The organism is Azospira sp. (genome assembly GCF_030247495.1).
Lineage (GTDB): Bacteria > Pseudomonadota > Gammaproteobacteria > Burkholderiales > Rhodocyclaceae > Azospira > Azospira oryzae.
This window is the reverse complement of sequence record NZ_JAOTRW010000005.1, coordinates 274,664-289,973: the sequence shown is the minus strand read 5'-3', so window position 1 is coordinate 289,973 and position 15,310 is coordinate 274,664. Positions and strand designations below refer to the sequence as shown.

At 65.4% G+C, this 15,310-nt stretch carries 13 protein-coding genes, 1 tRNA gene and 1 pseudogene; 8 read left to right on the top strand and 7 right to left on the bottom strand.

Annotation, left to right across the window (positions count from 1 at the left end; genetic code table 11):
• Nucleotides 1-1,233, bottom strand: coding sequence for a formate-dependent phosphoribosylglycinamide formyltransferase (purT, locus tag OEL49_RS09480; RefSeq protein WP_287874508.1), 1,233 nt, complete (start codon nucleotides 1,231-1,233; stop codon nucleotides 1-3).
• Between the two features lie 113 nt (nucleotides 1,234-1,346).
• On the opposite strand from purT, the gene OEL49_RS09475 reads away from it, so the two are divergent.
• From OEL49_RS09475 to OEL49_RS09465, 3 genes are all read left to right on the top strand, one after another.
• Complete coding sequence (locus OEL49_RS09475) at nucleotides 1,347-1,898, top strand: flavin reductase family protein (protein ID WP_287874506.1); 552 nt, start codon at nucleotides 1,347-1,349, stop codon at nucleotides 1,896-1,898.
• An 88-nt stretch (nucleotides 1,899-1,986) separates the two neighbouring features.
• Nucleotides 1,987-2,060, top strand: a tRNA-Gly gene (locus OEL49_RS09470).
• Nucleotides 2,061-2,298: 238 nt separating this feature from the next.
• Nucleotides 2,299-4,152, top strand: a complete 1,854-nt coding sequence (locus tag OEL49_RS09465; RefSeq protein WP_023085019.1) for a tyrosine-type recombinase/integrase — start codon at nucleotides 2,299-2,301, stop codon at nucleotides 4,150-4,152.
• Between the two features lie 35 nt (nucleotides 4,153-4,187).
• Here the strand turns inward: OEL49_RS09465 and cadR are convergent, their stop codons facing one another.
• Entirely contained in the window at nucleotides 4,188-4,631 is a 444-nt protein-coding gene (cadR, locus tag OEL49_RS09460; RefSeq protein WP_013721909.1) for a Cd(II)/Pb(II)-responsive transcriptional regulator, read from the bottom strand.
• An 81-nt stretch (nucleotides 4,632-4,712) separates the two neighbouring features.
• Between cadR and OEL49_RS09455 the strand changes: the two genes are divergently transcribed.
• The 3 genes and pseudogenes from OEL49_RS09455 to OEL49_RS09445 form a co-directional block, all read left to right on the top strand.
• A complete protein-coding gene (locus tag OEL49_RS09455; RefSeq protein WP_013721908.1) occupies nucleotides 4,713-7,115 on the top strand; it encodes a heavy metal translocating P-type ATPase in 2,403 nt (800 codons plus the stop codon).
• Nucleotides 7,112-8,191, top strand: coding sequence for a signal peptidase II (lspA, locus tag OEL49_RS09450; RefSeq protein ID WP_013721907.1), 1,080 nt, complete (start codon nucleotides 7,112-7,114; stop codon nucleotides 8,189-8,191). Before OEL49_RS09455 ends, lspA begins: the two co-directional genes overlap by 4 nt.
• A gap of 3 nt (nucleotides 8,192-8,194) precedes the next feature.
• Nucleotides 8,195-8,428 (top strand): annotated as a pseudogene (locus OEL49_RS09445) (Tn3 family transposase); the annotation flags it as partial.
• Here the strand turns inward: OEL49_RS09445 and OEL49_RS09440 are convergent.
• Entirely contained in the window at nucleotides 8,373-8,999 is a 627-nt protein-coding gene (locus OEL49_RS09440) for a substrate-binding domain-containing protein (protein ID WP_025991876.1), read from the bottom strand. The pseudogene OEL49_RS09445 and the gene OEL49_RS09440 overlap by 56 nt on opposite strands.
• 106 nt (nucleotides 9,000-9,105) lie before the next feature.
• On the opposite strand from OEL49_RS09440, the gene OEL49_RS09435 reads away from it, so the two are divergent.
• Complete coding sequence (locus tag OEL49_RS09435; RefSeq protein WP_003282197.1) at nucleotides 9,106-9,405, top strand: helix-turn-helix domain-containing protein; 300 nt, start codon at nucleotides 9,106-9,108, stop codon at nucleotides 9,403-9,405.
• A gap of 26 nt (nucleotides 9,406-9,431) precedes the next feature.
• On the opposite strand, the gene mobH is transcribed toward OEL49_RS09435, so the two are convergent.
• From mobH to OEL49_RS09420, 3 genes are all read right to left on the bottom strand, one after another.
• Entirely contained in the window at nucleotides 9,432-11,282 is a 1,851-nt protein-coding gene (gene mobH, locus OEL49_RS09430; RefSeq protein ID WP_054022056.1) for a MobH family relaxase, read from the bottom strand.
• A gap of 203 nt (nucleotides 11,283-11,485) precedes the next feature.
• On the bottom strand, nucleotides 11,486-12,406 hold the full coding sequence (locus tag OEL49_RS09425) for a nucleotidyl transferase AbiEii/AbiGii toxin family protein (protein WP_013721904.1): 921 nt from the start codon (nucleotides 12,404-12,406) through the stop codon (nucleotides 11,486-11,488).
• Nucleotides 12,399-13,157 carry a type IV toxin-antitoxin system AbiEi family antitoxin domain-containing protein gene (locus OEL49_RS09420; RefSeq protein ID WP_013721903.1) on the bottom strand — a complete coding sequence of 253 codons (759 nt, stop codon included), beginning with the start codon at nucleotides 13,155-13,157 and terminating at the stop codon, nucleotides 12,399-12,401. Before OEL49_RS09420 ends, OEL49_RS09425 begins: the two co-directional genes overlap by 8 nt.
• 223 nt (nucleotides 13,158-13,380) lie before the next feature.
• On the opposite strand from OEL49_RS09420, the gene OEL49_RS09415 reads away from it, so the two are divergent.
• Nucleotides 13,381-13,749: a DUF3742 family protein gene (locus tag OEL49_RS09415; RefSeq protein ID WP_029133618.1), complete on the top strand. Its 369-nt coding sequence runs from the start codon at nucleotides 13,381-13,383 to the stop codon at nucleotides 13,747-13,749.
• Nucleotides 13,750-13,777: 28 nt separating this feature from the next.
• Here the strand turns inward: OEL49_RS09415 and OEL49_RS09410 are convergent, their stop codons facing one another.
• Nucleotides 13,778-15,310 (bottom strand): conjugal transfer protein TraG N-terminal domain-containing protein, encoded by a 1,533-nt coding sequence (locus tag OEL49_RS09410; protein WP_019752936.1) that lies wholly within the window; start codon nucleotides 15,308-15,310, stop codon nucleotides 13,778-13,780.

The following is a 15,310-nucleotide window of genomic DNA, read 5'->3' as shown; positions in this document are numbered from 1 at the left end:
TTATTTCTTGGCTGCGGGCTTGCCGGAAACCGGCGTCACCCGGCTGGCGGCCAGGCTGGCCCGCTGCCGGGCCTGTTCGATGCTGCCGCCGGTGGCCAGGGCCACGCCCATGCGGCGCTTCTTGAAGCTCTCGGGCTTGCCGAACAGGCGCAGGTCGGCGGTGGGCACCTGCAGGGCCTCGGCCACGCCTTCGTAGGCCACGCCCTGTTCCTCCAGGCCGCCGTAGATGACGGCGGAGGCGCCGGGCGTGCGCAGGCTGGCATCCACCGGCAGGCCCAGGATGGCCCGGGCGTGCAGTTCGAATTCGGAGAGGCGCTGGCTGGTCAGGGTCACCAGGCCCGTGTCGTGGGGGCGCGGGCTGACTTCAGAGAACCACACCTGGTCGCCCTTGATGAACAGCTCGACGCCGAAGATGCCGCGGCCGCCCAGGTTGCTGGTGACCTTCTCGGCGATCTCCCGGGACTTCTCCCGGGCCGCCTCGCTCATGGGCTGGGGCTGCCAGGATTCCACGTAGTCGCCGTCCACCTGGATGTGGCCGATGGGTTCGCAGAAGAAGGTTTCCACCTGGCCCGAGCTGCCCACAGCGCGCACGGTGAGCTGGGTGATCTCGTAGTCGAACTTGACGAAGCCCTCGACGATGACCCGGGACTGCTGCACCCGGCCGCCGGCCTGGGCATGGTTCCAGGCCTTCTCCACGTCGGCGGGGCCCTTCAGCAGGGACTGGCCCTTGCCGGAGGAGGACATCACCGGCTTGACCACGCAGGGGTAGCCGATGCCCTTCTCCTCCCCCGTGCCGTCGATGGCGGCCTGCAGCTCGGCCAGGGAATCGGCGAAGCGGTAGGGCGAGGTGGGCAGGCCCAGTTCCTCTGCGGCCAGGCGGCGGATGCCTTCCCGGTTCATGGTCAGCTTGGCAGCCCGGGCCGTGGGAATGACCTGGGCCAGGCCCTCGGCCTCGATCTCCACCAGGGTGTCGGTGGCGATGGCCTCGATCTCCGGCACCACCAGATGGGGCTTCTCCAGCTCGATGAGGCGGCGCAGGGCGGCCCCGTCGGTCATGGAAATGACGTGGGAACGGTGGGCCACCTGCATGCCCGGCGCATCGGCGTAGCGGTCCACGGCGATGACCTCGACACCCAGGCGCTGCAAGGCGATAATCACCTCCTTGCCCAGTTCTCCCGCCCCCAGCAGCATCACCTTGGTGGCCGAAGGGGAGAGGGGCGTTCCGATTCTCATAGCATCACTTCCTTGAAAATAAGGGCATTGCAGGGGCAGACCGCCACAGCGGCGCCACCCCGGACGGCAAAAAGTCCGCGCATGTTAGCACGCAGCCCGCCTCCGACGACTTCATGACTTCCAGCCAAAACTCCGCCCTCGACCTGCCCTGCAACACCTGCGACAGCGACGCCGCCGCCACCCCGGCCCCCTTCGACTGCCGCGCCTTCCGCAACGCCCTGGGCGGCTTCGCCACCGGCGTCACCGTGGTCACCGCCATGGCCGCCGACGGCACCCCGGTGGGCCTCACCGTCAGCTCCTTCAATTCCGTCTCCCTGGAGCCGCCCCTGGTGCTGTGGAGCCTCTCCGCCAACTCCCCCAGCCTGGGCATTTTCGAGAGCGCCTCCCACTTTGCCGTGAACGTGCTGGCAGCGAACCAGGAAGAAGTCTCCAACCGCTTCGCCTCCCGCCTCGAAGACAAGTTCGACGGCATCGCCTGGCAGCCCGGCCTGGGCGGCGCCCCGGTGCTGGCCGGCACCTGCGCCAGCTTCGAATGCGCCAACGTCGCCCGCCATGCCGGCGGCGATCACCTCATCTTCATCGGCCAGGTCGAGCGCTTCGCCCAGGACCCGGCCCGGCCCCCCCTCGTCTTCCAGGGCGGCCGCTACCGCCGCCTGGCCGACTGAGTTTCGTACCCCGCCGGTTGCCCCTGCGGCAGGCGGCGGCGTAGAATGCCACCTCGGTTCTGCCTCTGGAGCCGCCAAATCAGCCCGAGCGGGCGTCGTATAATGGTAATACCCTAGCTTCCCAAGCTAGAGCCGTGGGTTCGATTCCCATCGCCCGCTCCACTGCATCATTCTGCGGACTTCCGCAGAAGTCCAAGAGAGTCTGCAAGTCGTTGCCACACAAGGACTTTTCCTCTCTTTGACGTTCTGCCGCGGTCCACTGCGATCCATCTACAGCCGGGACTTTTAAGTCCACAAACAAGTCCATTTTTGCGGGCGCGGCTGATTCCGGATTGTTGATGGAGGGGCGAGGTCGACGTGACCAGCATCTGGTTCCTGACTCATGTTCAGGAGCAAGAGCATGGCACTCTCAGACCTGGCCGTTCGACAGGCCAAGGCAACTGGCAAGGCATACACCCTCCCTGACTTGGATGGCCTCTCCCTGGCCGTCACGGCTGCAGGGGGCAGGACTTGGCACTTCCGCTACTACTGGGCGGGCAAGCAGAAGCGGATGTCGCTCGGCACCTACCCGGAGGTGACGCTTCGCGAGGCCCGCAGCCTGCGCGACGAAGCGCGCGCCCTGCTGGCCAAAGGCACCAATCCTCGCGTTCACCGCAAGCAGAAGCGCACCGCTGTCCGGCTCGCCGACGAAAACACCTTCGAGGCGGTGTATCGCAAGTGGCTCAAGCATCGCGGGCTCAGCCTCAAGGAAGGCCGGCAGACGACCCTCTCGATACTTCCGCGCATCTTCGACAAAGATGTGCTGCCCGCCCTGGGCAAGCGGTCGATCTATGAGATCAAGCGTCCCGACCTCTTGGAGGTGATCGCCAAGATCGAGAAGCGCAGGGCGCTCTCCGTCGCCGAGAAAGTCAGGACGTGGTTCAACCAACTGTTCCGCTACGCGCTGGTGATCGTGCCGGGCCTGGAGCAGAACCCCGCCTCCGATCTCGATGTGGTGGCGCTGCCGCTGCCACCCGTCAACCACAACCCGTTCCTGCGCATGGCCGAGCTGCCGAAGCTGTTGCAGCGGCTGCGCAGCTATCGCGGCAGGCGGCAGACCCAGCTCGGGCTGCGGCTATTGCTGCTGACCGGCGTGCGAACCGGCGAGCTGCGACAGGCGATGCCGGATCAATTCGATCTGGACCGTGGGTTGTGGATCATCCCGCCCGACGTCGTGAAGCAACTCCAGTTGGATATGCGCAAGAAGCGGCAGCAGGCGAAGGACATCCCGCCCTACATCGTGCCGCTGTCGATTCAGGCCATGGAGATCGTCCGGCACCTGCTCGATGAGTTCAAGCCGGCCCAGCGCCACCTGTTCCGGCACGACAGCGACTTGAAGAAGCGCATCAGCGAGAACACCCTCAATGGTGCCCTCAAGCGCATGGGCTATCAGGAACGCCTGACCGGACACGGCATCCGCGGCACGATGTCCACTGCGCTCAACGAGATCGGCTACCCGAAAGTCTGGGTGGATGCACAGCTCTCGCACGTCGATCCCAACAAGGTCAGCGCGACCTACAACCATGCCGAGTACGTGGAGCAGCGTCGCCGCATGATGCAGGACTGGGCCGATCGGCTCGACCTCTTCGAGCAGAACCAGGTCGAGGCGGCCAGCATGCCCCTCACCGTGCATCTGGAAGGCGTGCCCGCATTCCCGAGTGAGCAAACCGCAAACGCCCCCTCTACGCCGGTTGCTGCTTCGCCAATCCTGCTCGTGACAAAGCCGGGTGACGCCATGCCGTTGGTTTCTGCCGCCGCACATCGGCTGCCGGCGGTTCCGCCCCCTCGATCGGCCGCGCCGCTGGTGCCTTCGGACATTCAGCGCGAGCGGATGGAGCTGTTCGATGTCTTCGAAGCGCCGCACAACCTTCCCGTCGCTGCGTTTGCCAAGATGGCAGGCAAATCCCGCAGGTGGATCAGCTACGAGATCAAGGCGGGCAACTTGCTGGCTTTGAACGTAGGCAACCGCGGCCAGCGCGTGCCGGACTGGCACCTCGACCCGCTCAAGCACGAGCTGATCCAGTCCGTCCTGAAGCTGACCAGGGATGCGGACCCTTGGCAGATCTACCATGCACTGCTGCAACCGCGCTCGATGCTGCGGGGGCGTTCGGCACTGGAGGGCGTGACTGCCAGCAATCTCGACAAGCTCGCCATGGCAGTGAGCACGGCCGTGAAGGAAAGCGAATGGACCCCGCCGCGAGTCGGGGTCGCCTAGCAGGGGAAGCCACAGAATTTGGGAAAAATCGTACGCTAAACGCCAGCGCTGGCCTCGTCTCGGGTGCTGACGGTATGGCAAGAACAATTCACGAGCCCTTGAAGAATGCCGCACGCCTCGACGGGTCGTGCGCCGGCGCACTTTTCACGCAAGGCCGTCAAATGCAGCCTTAGCTGCAACAACGCCTCGACCCGCGCCTCCACCTGCCGGATATGGTCATCCAGCAGGGCATTCACTTTTCCGCAATCCTGGGTGGGGCTGTCCCACAGGTTCAGTAAGGTCCGAATCTCGCCCAGCGACATGTCCAGCGAACGGCAGTGGCGAATGAACTGCATGCGCTTGACTTGCTCCTCGCCGTACAGCCGATAGTTCCCGCTGCTTCGCGCCGGCTCAGGCAATAGCCCTTCCTTTTCGTAGTAACGAATGGTCACGACCTCGCATCCCGTGCGCTGCGCCAGTTCGCCGATCCTGATTTCCATGCTGGTCCTCCAATGCTTGACCCTATAGCCACTATAGGGATTTTAATGCATTTGAACGAATGACGACGCCGAGGAATTGCTATGAGTTGCGGATCAAGCGGGTACGGTTGTGCTGATGCTCCCGTTCTCAAATCAGAAACACAGACCAGCGCCACTACCGGGGTGGCGGTTGCCGTCTATCACATCGAGAACATGGACTGCCCCACGGAAGAAGCGCTGATCCGGGGCAAGCTGGGCGGCGTGCCCGGCGTGGTGGAGCTCGATTTCAACCTGATGCGGCGCACCTTGACCGTGCGGCACACCCTGGCGTCGTTGGCCCCCGTGGAACAAGCCTTGGCGGCTGTCGATATGCAGGCGGTGCGACAGGACGACCGCTCGGCGGTGCAGACCACCCGCCTTGCCATCGCCAAGATGGATTGTCCGTCCGAGGAGGCGCTGATCCGCAGCAATCTCGCCACGCTGGCCGGTGTGATCGATCTCGACTTCAACCTGATGCAACGCACGCTCACCGTGCGCCATGCCCCAGCCGTGCTGCCTGACGTGCTGGGTGCTCTGCAATCGCTCGGCTTCGAGGCCCAAGTGCTCGAAGAAGCCAACCGCACGCCTGCGTCATCAGCACCGGGGCAGACCACGACCCATTGGTGGCCGCTCGGCATCTCGCTAGTCGCCGCTGTTGCGGCGGAGGCCGTGTACTGGCTCCAAGGCGGCAATCATTGGTCGGTGATGGTTCTGGCTCTGGTCGCCATCCTCACCGGTGGCCTGTCCACCTACAAGAAAGGATGGATTGCCCTCAAGAACCGCAACCTCAACATGAACGCCCTGATGTCGATTGCCGTCACCGGGGCCATGTTGATCGGGCACTGGCCGGAGGCGGCGATGGTGATGGTGTTGTTCGCTTTGGCCGAGGTCATCGAGGCCAAGTCGCTGGACCGCGCCCGCAACGCCATCGCGGGGCTGCTCGATCTGGCCCCGGAGCGAGCCACGGTGCAACAGCCTGATGGCTCATGGCGCGAGGTGGATGCCAAGCAGGTTGCGATCGGCAGCCGGGTGCGAGTGCGGCCTGGCGAACGCATCGCCCTCGATGGGGAGGTCGTAGAAGGCCGCTCGACCGTGAACCAAGCGCCGATCACCGGGGAGAGTCTGCCCGTCGACAAGGGCCTAGGCGATCCCGTCTTTGCGGGTTCCCTCAACGAGTCAGGCTCGTTCGAGTACCGTGTCACGGCGCTGGCGAACAACTCCACGCTGGCCCGCATCATTCATGCGGTGGAGGCCGCACAAGGCAGCCGCGCGCCGACCCAGCGCTTCGTGGATCAGTTCGCGCGCTGGTACACGCCCGCCGTATTCGCCTTGGCCGTGGTCGTCGCACTGGTGCCGCCGCTCTTTGTGGGAGCGGCATGGCTGGATTGGATCTATCGGGCGCTGGTTTTGCTGGTGATCGCCTGCCCGTGCGCGCTGGTGATTTCGACACCCGTCAGCATCGTCAGCGGGTTGGCCGCAGCGGCACGCCACGGCATTCTCATCAAGGGCGGCGTGTATTTGGAAGAGGGCCGCAAGCTGCGCTGGCTGGCCTTGGACAAGACCGGCACCATCACCCACGGCAAGCCCGCGCAGACCGACTTCGTTGCCTTGGGTAACGCTTCGCCCCAGCACGCCCGTAGTCTCGCGGCCAGCCTGGCCAGCCGCTCCGACCATCCGGTGTCCAAGGCAATCGCGCAAGCCGCCCTTGCCGACGGCGTGGCGCTGCGCGAAGTCGCGGAATTCGCCGCATTGCCCGGCCGAGGCGTGCGCGGCGTGATCGACGGAGTGGCCTATCACCTCGGCAACCATCGGATGCTCGACGAGCTGGGACATTGCTCCCCCGCAATGGAACAACGCATCACCGCACTGGAAGCCGAGGGTAAGACGGCGGTGATGCTGGTGGAGCCCGAGGGCGTGCAGGCGCTCATGGCAGTGGCCGACACCATCAAGGACAGCAGCCGGAGCGCCGTGGCCGAACTGCACGCGCTGGGCATCCAGACCATGATGCTGACCGGCGACAACCCACACACCGCCAAGGCGATTGCCACACAGGCCGGGATCGACCGCGCACAAGGCAACCTGCTCCCCGATGACAAACTGCGCGAGATCGAAGCGCTTGCCCAGTCCGGCGGGGTCGGCATGGTCGGTGATGGAATCAACGACGCTCCGGCGTTGGCTCGTGCCGACATTGGCTTCGCGATGGGCGCGGCGGGCACCGACACGGCCATCGAGACGGCCGACGTGGCGCTGATGGACGATGACCTGCGCAAGATTCCGACCTTCGTGCGGCTGTCCCGCACCACGGCACAGGTGCTCACACAGAACATCGCGCTTGCGCTGGGCATCAAGGCCGTGTTCCTGGTGCTCACCTTCACCGGCCACGCGACCATGTGGATGGCGGTGTTCGCCGACATGGGAGCTAGCCTGCTGGTGGTGGGCAATGGCTTGAGGCTGCTGCGCCGATGAGTTGGAAATTCGTGCTGTATGACTGGGCCGGTCTGAATCTCGCGCTATTTCAAGCGATCAATGCTGGGACGCCCGCAGTGCTGTGGCCGCTGGCGTCGCTCTTCAGCCTAATCGGCAGCTACTGGACCGCGCCCCTAACCGTACTGGGCCTATGGGCATGGTCAAAGGCATCTTCCGATCCGGCCCGCGTTCGGCTAGTGCGGAGCCGTTTGTTGCACTTCGGCGTCGCGTTCTTGCTGGCCTTGGCGGCGGCGTCGGCCTTGAAGTGGTGGCTCGACTTTCCGCGCCCGCATGCGGTGCTGGGCGCAGCGGTGCATGTCATCGGCGCTGTGGAGCTGCATTACAGCCTGCCCAGCGGGCACGCGACCTACGCGGCGCTGGTGGCCGCTGCGTTGTGGCCGCTGCTGGCCTGGCGCGGTCGCGGTTGCCTGTTGATGTATGCCGCCCTGGTTGGCTGGTCACGCATGGCGGCAGGTATGCACTTCCCGGGCGACGTGCTGGCAGGCTGGGGGCTGGGCTTGGGCTGCACCGTGCTCTCGCGGTGGCTGATCTCGTTCGCCACTGCGGCGCGCGCAAAGGGGCTGCTCGCGCCGGCCTTGCCGTGGTACGGGGTGGCTGCGGCAGCGGTTGCTGCTGATCAGGCAGCCAAGCTCTCGATCGAACGGGCGTTCGTCTATGGCAAACAGGTCGAGATCACGCCGTTCTTCAACCTCGTGCATGTGCTCAATCCGGGCGCCGCGTTCAGCTTTTTGGCCGGAGCGAGTGGCTGGCAACGTTACTTCTTCATCACGTTAGGACTGCTCGTCGCGGTCTGGCTCATCCGACAACTGAAGCAGACGCTGCCGCGCTTCGAAGCCGTCGGCTACAGCCTCATTCTTGGCGGGGCACTTGGCAACGTGGTGGATCGCCTGCTGCGCGGTCAGGTTGTGGACTTCCTCGACTTCCACTGGCAGGGCATGCACTGGCCCGCGTTCAACCTCGCCGATGTTGCGATCTCCATCGGAGTCGGCTGTTTGATCGCTAGGTTCCTTGAAATTCGAGACAAGGGTAACAAGGGTAGATTGTTGTCAGGATGAGCTGCGACGCAGGCGCTGCGCGACTCCGGCAACGGGATCGACGACGGGTTGCTGCAATACCTGTCGCCGCTGGGCTGGGAGCACATCAATTTGATCGGCGACTACGTATGGCGGCAGAGCCGGAGGGCCGAAGACGTGCAGTTCCGGCCGTTACGCATCAATGGGAAGGCCAGCGCATCAGTCAGGACACCAAGCGCGCGCGGCGGGCGAATCTTGCCTGGGTGTCCGACAAGGTAGCGTTGCGGCGGAGCAGGTAAGCCATCACGATCATTGGTGCGCCGGCCAGCGGCCGTACGGCGATGCCTCGGCGTAGGTAGCTCGCCAGTCTCGCGGCAGGCGCAATGGCGATCCCGTACCCGGCAGCAACCAGCGTCATCGCCACATCGAATGTCTCCACCGTTTGCTCCCGCTCCTGCAGCGCGTTTTCGAACACGCGCTGCACGGTCACGCGCCATGGTTCATCGGCCGTGGACTGCGAGCAGATCAAGGGCTGCTTGAGCACTTCCTCGCACGGCACTTCACGGTAGGCCAGCAGGTGGGAGCGCTTGGCCACGGCGACCGCCAGCGTGTCATGCCACAGCGGCTCGCATATCCAGCCAGGCCACTGCCGGGCAGCCGCAGACAAGGCGAAGTCGAAGCCGTCGCCCGGCAGCTCCGCGCCTCGACCGGGATCTGTCCATCCGGCCAGGACGGCATGAGTCTCCGGCTCTTCGGCGCGCTGCAGGGCGAGCACGTCGGCGAGCTGGGGAGGCACCCATTCGCCGAGGACGGCCATGCGAATTTCGGCGGTGATGTCACTCGATTCCACGTCCAGCTCCCCCCAGGCGGTGAAGTCGTGGCAACTGATCTCGAAGTCGTTGAATGAGTTAAGTTTAACGTGGTTTAAATCGTGACCGTGTTCGACGCTCTTGGCAATGCCAAAGCGTTCGATCCAAAGGGGCCGCCCCACCGGCACCACTACCTACGAAGCGGAACCAGCCATCGCGTTTGGGGCTGCCGTGCGGGAAGAAAGAACCAACCAGGGCATCGCTCAGGAAACGCTGGCCCACATGGCCGGCATCGAACGGTCGCACATGGGCAAGATCGAGCGCGGCGAGCATGTCCCCACGCTCCCTCTCATCCTCAAGATTGCCCGTGCGCTGAAATGCAGTTCCGCCCACTTGATGACTCTGACCGAAGCCAAGCTGGCGGAGTCGGCCCCATCCGCAGATTGAAGCCGGCCCGCACAGCGGTCGCATGCCTACGCCTGATCGTCGTCCTTGGCCCCAAGGGCTGAATCTTCGCGCTTTGCGGCCTCGTTGAGGAGCCGCAGGTATGGGTTGTCTGGCGGCGTCTCCTGGAACAGCGCATCCGGGCTGACGAGCAGGTAGCCGTGCAGCCGGCGCGACTTGCGCGGCCCCGTGACTTCGCAGGTCCAGATGTTCAGCCCGCTCGGCTGCTTGCGGTGCTGTCCCAACTTCTCGAAGCGCTTCTGCACCCACTGCCACCCCTCCAGCTTCTCCTGCTTGGCCAGCGCGGCGACTTGAAGGTACTCCTGCGCGTAGCGCTGGAACACGCCGGGGCTGACGAGATAGGTCGTACCGGCGACGGTATGCACCAGGGCCTTGGCGTCGTTGATGATGAGCTTGCGCGTCTGGACGCTCTGACGCAGCCAGGCCATGAAGTGCGCCCCAGAGGGCTCCGCGCGATCCTGGGAAGGCGCGAGGCTCATCTGCGGCGGGGGCATGGTCGAAGGGGCCGGCTTGGGCTCGGCAACAGGGGAACTCGGGGTCTCCGGCGCGGTGGGTGGAGCGGTGTCGCCCAGCAGGTCGAGCAGCGCTGCGACGCCGGTGTCCATGGCTGCGGATGCGATCGGCGCCGCGCTCGCGGGTGCAGCTTCGGTGCCTTCCACGCGCGGCCCATCAGCCACCGCCGGCGCCTGCGGCGTCGGCTCCGCTTGTTCCTCTTCGACCTGCACACGGCCTGCGAACGGCGCCGGCCGGTCGGCGGCATCCCAGATCATCGCCGGCGAGAGCTTCAGGAAGGTGAAGGCGTGCGACCAGCCGGCGTCGCTGGTGACGGTAGCCTTCCAGATCGCCTTGCCATCCGGCGTCGGTTGCACGATGCCGTGATCCTGCAGCACGTTGAACACCGCCGTATTGCTGGCCGGGATGCCGTCGATGCCCTGTGACAGCAGATGTGCGCGCAGCTTGTCGGAGACAGTCTTGCTCACCAGCCACAAGGCGTCTTGGGTCAGCCAACCGTCCGCCGGGCCGGCCTGGTTCAACTTGAACGCTTCCTTGAGCAGGTAGCGCAAGCCGTCGAGCAATTTGCGTTGCAGCGCATGCTTGGGCGCCGCCAGCGCCTTGCTGGGATCGCCGCCGAGTTCCTGGGCGACCGATGCCTGGTCGGCCTGCACGACCAGCTCGCCGAGCGTGCCGGAGTGCTCGTACTGGCCGGCCAGCACGTACAGCAGCGCGGCCCAGAGGTCGGGATAGCCGCTGAGCCAGTCGAAGATGTCCCGATCGAGAAGGCGCGCGTAGAGCAGCCCGGTGGCGGCGCTGTGCAGGCGGTACTCACGCTCCTTTCGGTAACGGAAGCGGTAGGGCTTTCGCAGTGGGCCGTGCCAGGGATGCCAGACGCTGCCGTCGGCATGCTCGACGTGCAGATCGACCGCAATCTTGCCGATGTCGTGCAGCAGGGCCGCGTAGGCCGTGCCTGCGGTCCAGGCCTCGGCCTGGGCCGCCTGTGCCTCCGGCGTGACGCCCGCAGGCAGCAGGTATGACTGCCGCAGCTTCAGCGCATAGGCGACGATCTCCAGGCCGTGGTCCAGCATGCCGCCCGGATAGGCATGGTGGTGGTTCTCGGAGGCCGGGAACTGCTGGACCAGCTCGGCGTAGCGCTCCAGTGGGGCGAGGTAGAGCGTGGCGAACTGCCGGCGCGAGAGCGATGTGCGCTGCCAGATGTGTTCCAGCAGTTTCTGCCGGCGCGGCGTGGCCAGCAGCGATGCGGCCGACTCCGGCCGCATCGACCCTTTCGGAGTTTCGATGGCGGAGGTGGGCGGCGTGCCGGCGGTGGGTGGCACCCTTTTGCGCTGGAACAGCGAGAGCATGGCGAACCCCGGATGACGGGCTGCTCGGGGGCGCCTTTTGGCCTTTTCAGGATAGGGCCTTTCCCCTTGGCGCCCTTCCTTTGCCCCTTCCCAGCCCTTTGGCCTTTGTCGGAAGCTTTTGGGTATAGGGCCGCTGCTGCGCGGGTGCCACGATGAATGCGGCATGGGGCAATCCCGGCAAGCCGGAAGCTGCGGGATGTTCGTCAGCTCTGGCCCAAGCCGGTGTCGAGGGCGGCGGATTGCGCTGCGAAGTCGTCGGGACGGCGCTTGCGGAAGGTTTCGAGATTGGCGAGCTTCCAGCGCAGTGCCGGCAGTTGCGCGGCGTGCTGGCATTGCACCAGCGACCAGTCCGGTTCTGCGCGCGCCAGCCCGCTCAGAAACTGCTTGTGCGCGGTGCTCAGTCGCTGTGGCAGCTCGCGCCGCACCCTGGCGCGAGCGTCGAGCAGTGTCTCCAGGGAGCAGCCCACTTCGGTCATGCCGACAAAGGCCCGCTCGTACTCGCCGGCGATGTCCTTGTCGTTGCCGAACAGCACTTCGTGGGGCGGCCGGTTGTGGCCCGCCAGATAGATCACGAAGCACTCGACCATGCCGTCGCTGATGTCGCCCGATTCGTAGAGCTGCCACACGTCGAACAGGTCGCGGGGGTGCTGCCGATCCAGCGCGGCCACCAGCTTGCTGGCGTACAGCTCGTCCGGTGCCAGAACCGGCAGCTCGAACTCGACGCCGAACAGATCGCTGGTCTTTGCGCTCAGCGGCCGCCGCTCGACGGGCAGCACGCTGCCTCGGAACACGACGTTGACCTCGATCTTCACCTGGCTGGCGTCGTTCTCGACGATCAGCTTGGTGTCTCCCAGGTCCTTGGCGCGAACCAGGCGTGTCTGCACGCCCAGTGGCGCAACGCGCGTGGCGATGGCGGCCAGCTCCTGGTTGATGGCTTGCAGCGCTTCGTCGCGCGGCGTCTGCCACGGGAGGTACACCACGTCGATGTCCACCGAAAGGCGCGGCATGTCCCGCACGAAGAGGTTGATGGCCGTGCCGCCCTTCATGGCGAAGATGTCGTTGGCGAACACGTCGGGCGCGACGGCCAGCAGCAGGCGAACGGTGTCCGCGTAGGTCTTATCCATGAGGTCTCAGGCTCAGCAAGGTGCCGTCATCGAGCCGGCTCATCCAGCGCGTGTTGCTGCCGGTGCGAACCGGGTACTGCTCCAGCAGGGCATCGACATCCACGAGGCTGGTCTCGCGCGCCCAGGTGAGGAACAGGCGCACGGCCTTCACGCTGGCGCAGCAAGACAGCAGTTGCCCGAGCAAGTCCTTGCGGGGGGAACGCAGTCCATCGAAGAGGTTGCGGGCCTCTTCGAGGCTCTGCTTGACGCCGGCTTCGTACAGCAGCTCCAGAACGGCACGCTCGGGGGCTGCCACCCGCAGATCCTCGGGCAGGCCAGGCGGCGTGGTCAGGGTCTTGCCGGCCAGCGCCGTGTCCGGCCAGTCGAACAGGCGGGCGTGGACATAGCGGGCCGGAAAGCGCGAAGTGAACCAGGCCGGCAACGCGAAACGACCGTCGCCCCACAGCACCAGCGCCTCCCGGCTGCCCAGGTTGTGCCGCACCCCCTGCAGGGCCAGGGCGCTCTTGCCGCCGACGTGCAGGCCGGGCACGCGCTGTTGCAGGAACTTCAGCGCACCGTAGACCCCGAACTCATCGTTCGGGAAGGCATAGACGCCATGGGCCAGGCGCACGAGCCACCCGCCGTCGGCATAGTGGGCGGCGAGCTGGGGCGACACCCCGAACTGGCTCAGGGTGGCAAGGTCGAACGGCGCCCCGCGGGGGAGTCCCGCCTGCAGTCGCTTGATTACCTGGTGCCGAGAATTTCCATCCATGTTATAAAAATAACACAAAATCCAATCGACCCCTAGAGCCATTGCAAGAACGTGCATGGAAAGTAGCATTAGGTTTGATTTATCGTGCAGAATCTAATCGACCTGCGGCCCGAGCCAACCCGGCTCTGCCGGCCGCAACCCGCCCTCCTGATCGCGGTCTATGCTGGAGGGCAGGCCACGACCGGCCGCTCCGCGAGGTGAGGCACCACTGAAGCCGAGGCATATGAGCATGACCACCAACACGCACAACGGGCGCTGGAGCCACCGGCTGGGCCGGGGGGCTGGCCGTGCCTGGCGTGGATACCTGCGCCGCGAGCAGCGTGTAGCCGGCTGGCTGGTGACGCGCGGGGTGCCTGCGGGCGCGATCACGGCGGTGCTCTGGATCGTCAAGCTGGCCGTACTTGGCGTGCTGCTCTACACCGTATCCTGGCTCGTCCTGCTGCTTGCCTTTGCGGTGGTCGCCGCATGGCTCGCGCGGAACGCCGATGCGGATGATGAGAACCAGCCAGAGTGGCGTGAAGGACACTCCGGCCATGGTCTGTACGACAAGAACGAGTGGCGCCACGACATGGGCGACTCTGACGAGTCGTAGCTGCCCCATCGGTGCGAAAGGATGCGCCTTACTTCGCGCCGCCTTTCGACGCAGCCGTCATCGCAAGGCGAGAGCCACTACCTCCAGCCGCCTTTGCGTCGCCGGTAGCGACGGTAAGCGCTCCAAGAATATTGCCTGCCCGTACACCAGCCCAGGCCAGTGCCATCACCCAAAACGTCGGCAGCACGATGAACATCATCGCCATGACGAAGTTGAGCAGCATGTCGCCAAAGGCGTTGTTCAAGCCGATCAGCGGATCGAAGTTCGTGTGCGGCCTGTCCGCGCCAAACCCCCAGCCGTAGAGCGCGTCCAGGATCGTGCTGTCGATCCAGCGCGCGAGCTGGAACCAGAAGTCCACGAAGAACAGCGCGAACTGGACGCAGCTCACCGTCACCACCGTCTTCAGGTCGTAGGTGCCGATCAGCAGCACCAGCGGGATGCAGATGACGAGCGCCATCTTGAGCATCGTCAGCACCATCGGCAGCGCCTGGCGCACCACGTCCATCGCCGGAAAAAAGCCCAGTGAGCCGACGGTCAGCCCCAGGTCGCTCGCGCCGCGCGTGACGACGTTCGGCAGCGTCTTGTCGATCTGGCCGCCGTAGTCGGTGTAGACGGCGCCCTGGTTCATCTTCTGCTGCCTCGGTGAGACCACGGCGCGGATCACGGAGTCATTGACCTCGCTCGACGACAGGAAGCCCACCCAGCGCCCGATGCGGGTCAGCAGGTCCGGGTCCACCTGTGCCAGCAGCCGGCTGTGCAGTCCCTGGCCGCCATCGGCCCACCACTGCCGGCAGGACGGATAGCCGCCGCCGCTGTCCACCTGTGCCAGCCCCGCATCGCGGGTCGCGTCGTAGGGCCAGGCCGTGCGTGGGGTCTTGGCGCGATAGGTGTCATAGAAGCCGGGCGTGTCGAGGAAGTAACTCGACCCGATCCAGGTGACGTCGTTCATCTGCTCGTCGGAGAGCGTCGGCCGGTTCATGAACAGCTTGGCGCGCGACGGCCCGTAGCAGTCGTGCGTGAAGTCGGCGACCTCCTGTGCCAGCACCGGATCGTCGATGCGCGTGGCATCCACATCCATGCGAATCTGACGCAGGTCCGTGCCGCAGGGAATCGCCGCCACCGCGGCGCCGGTGACCGCCTTCGAGATGGCGTGCATGAAGAACCACCACACCGGCACCAGCGCGCTCTGGTCGTTGAGCGCCGTGTAGACGTTGGACCAGCCCGTGTCGTTGGGCAACGGGACGTTGACCTGGCATTGCGCGGAGCGCGTGGTGTCGAACTTGATCGTGGCGAGATCCACCGGGATGAACGGGATGCCGGCGAACATGATGACCACGATCGCCACCCACACCCGGTTCTCGATGCGCATCGACGACAGCACGCCCTTGTTGCCTTCGTCCGCACCCTCGCTGCGGGCCTTGAGCCATTCCTGGATCACGATGGCCACGAACGGCAGCGCGAACACGCCGCTGGCCACGAGAATGCTCCAGATGCCGTTGTTGACCACCCAAGCCACCAGGGTCAGGTAATACTCCAGGTAGTCCGTGGTGTAGAGCGTCAT

Excerpts from the sequence above, each read along its gene's own strand:
- mobH (WP_054022056.1), bottom strand. The coding sequence starts at position 11,282 with ATGCTCTCGCTGTTCCAGCGCAAAAGGGTGCCACCCACCGCCGGCACG.
- OEL49_RS09465 (WP_023085019.1), top strand. The coding sequence starts at position 2,299 with ATGGCACTCTCAGACCTGGCCGTTCGACAGGCCAAGGCAACTGGCAAG.
- purT (WP_287874508.1), bottom strand. The coding sequence starts at position 1,233 with ATGAGAATCGGAACGCCCCTCTCCCCTTCGGCCACCAAGGTGATGCTG.
- cadR (WP_013721909.1), bottom strand. The coding sequence starts at position 4,631 with ATGGAAATCAGGATCGGCGAACTGGCGCAGCGCACGGGATGCGAGGTC.
- OEL49_RS09435 (WP_003282197.1), top strand. The coding sequence starts at position 9,106 with ATGCCAAAGCGTTCGATCCAAAGGGGCCGCCCCACCGGCACCACTACC.
- OEL49_RS09425 (WP_013721904.1), bottom strand. The coding sequence starts at position 12,406 with ATGGATAAGACCTACGCGGACACCGTTCGCCTGCTGCTGGCCGTCGCG.
- OEL49_RS09415 (WP_029133618.1), top strand. The coding sequence starts at position 13,381 with ATGAGCATGACCACCAACACGCACAACGGGCGCTGGAGCCACCGGCTG.
- OEL49_RS09475 (WP_287874506.1), top strand. The coding sequence starts at position 1,347 with ATGACTTCCAGCCAAAACTCCGCCCTCGACCTGCCCTGCAACACCTGC.
- lspA (WP_013721907.1), top strand. The coding sequence starts at position 7,112 with ATGAGTTGGAAATTCGTGCTGTATGACTGGGCCGGTCTGAATCTCGCG.
- OEL49_RS09455 (WP_013721908.1), top strand. The coding sequence starts at position 4,713 with ATGAGTTGCGGATCAAGCGGGTACGGTTGTGCTGATGCTCCCGTTCTC.
- OEL49_RS09420 (WP_013721903.1), bottom strand. The coding sequence starts at position 13,157 with ATGGATGGAAATTCTCGGCACCAGGTAATCAAGCGACTGCAGGCGGGA.
- OEL49_RS09410 (WP_019752936.1), bottom strand. The coding sequence starts at position 15,310 with ATGACGCTCTACACCACGGACTACCTGGAGTATTACCTGACCCTGGTG.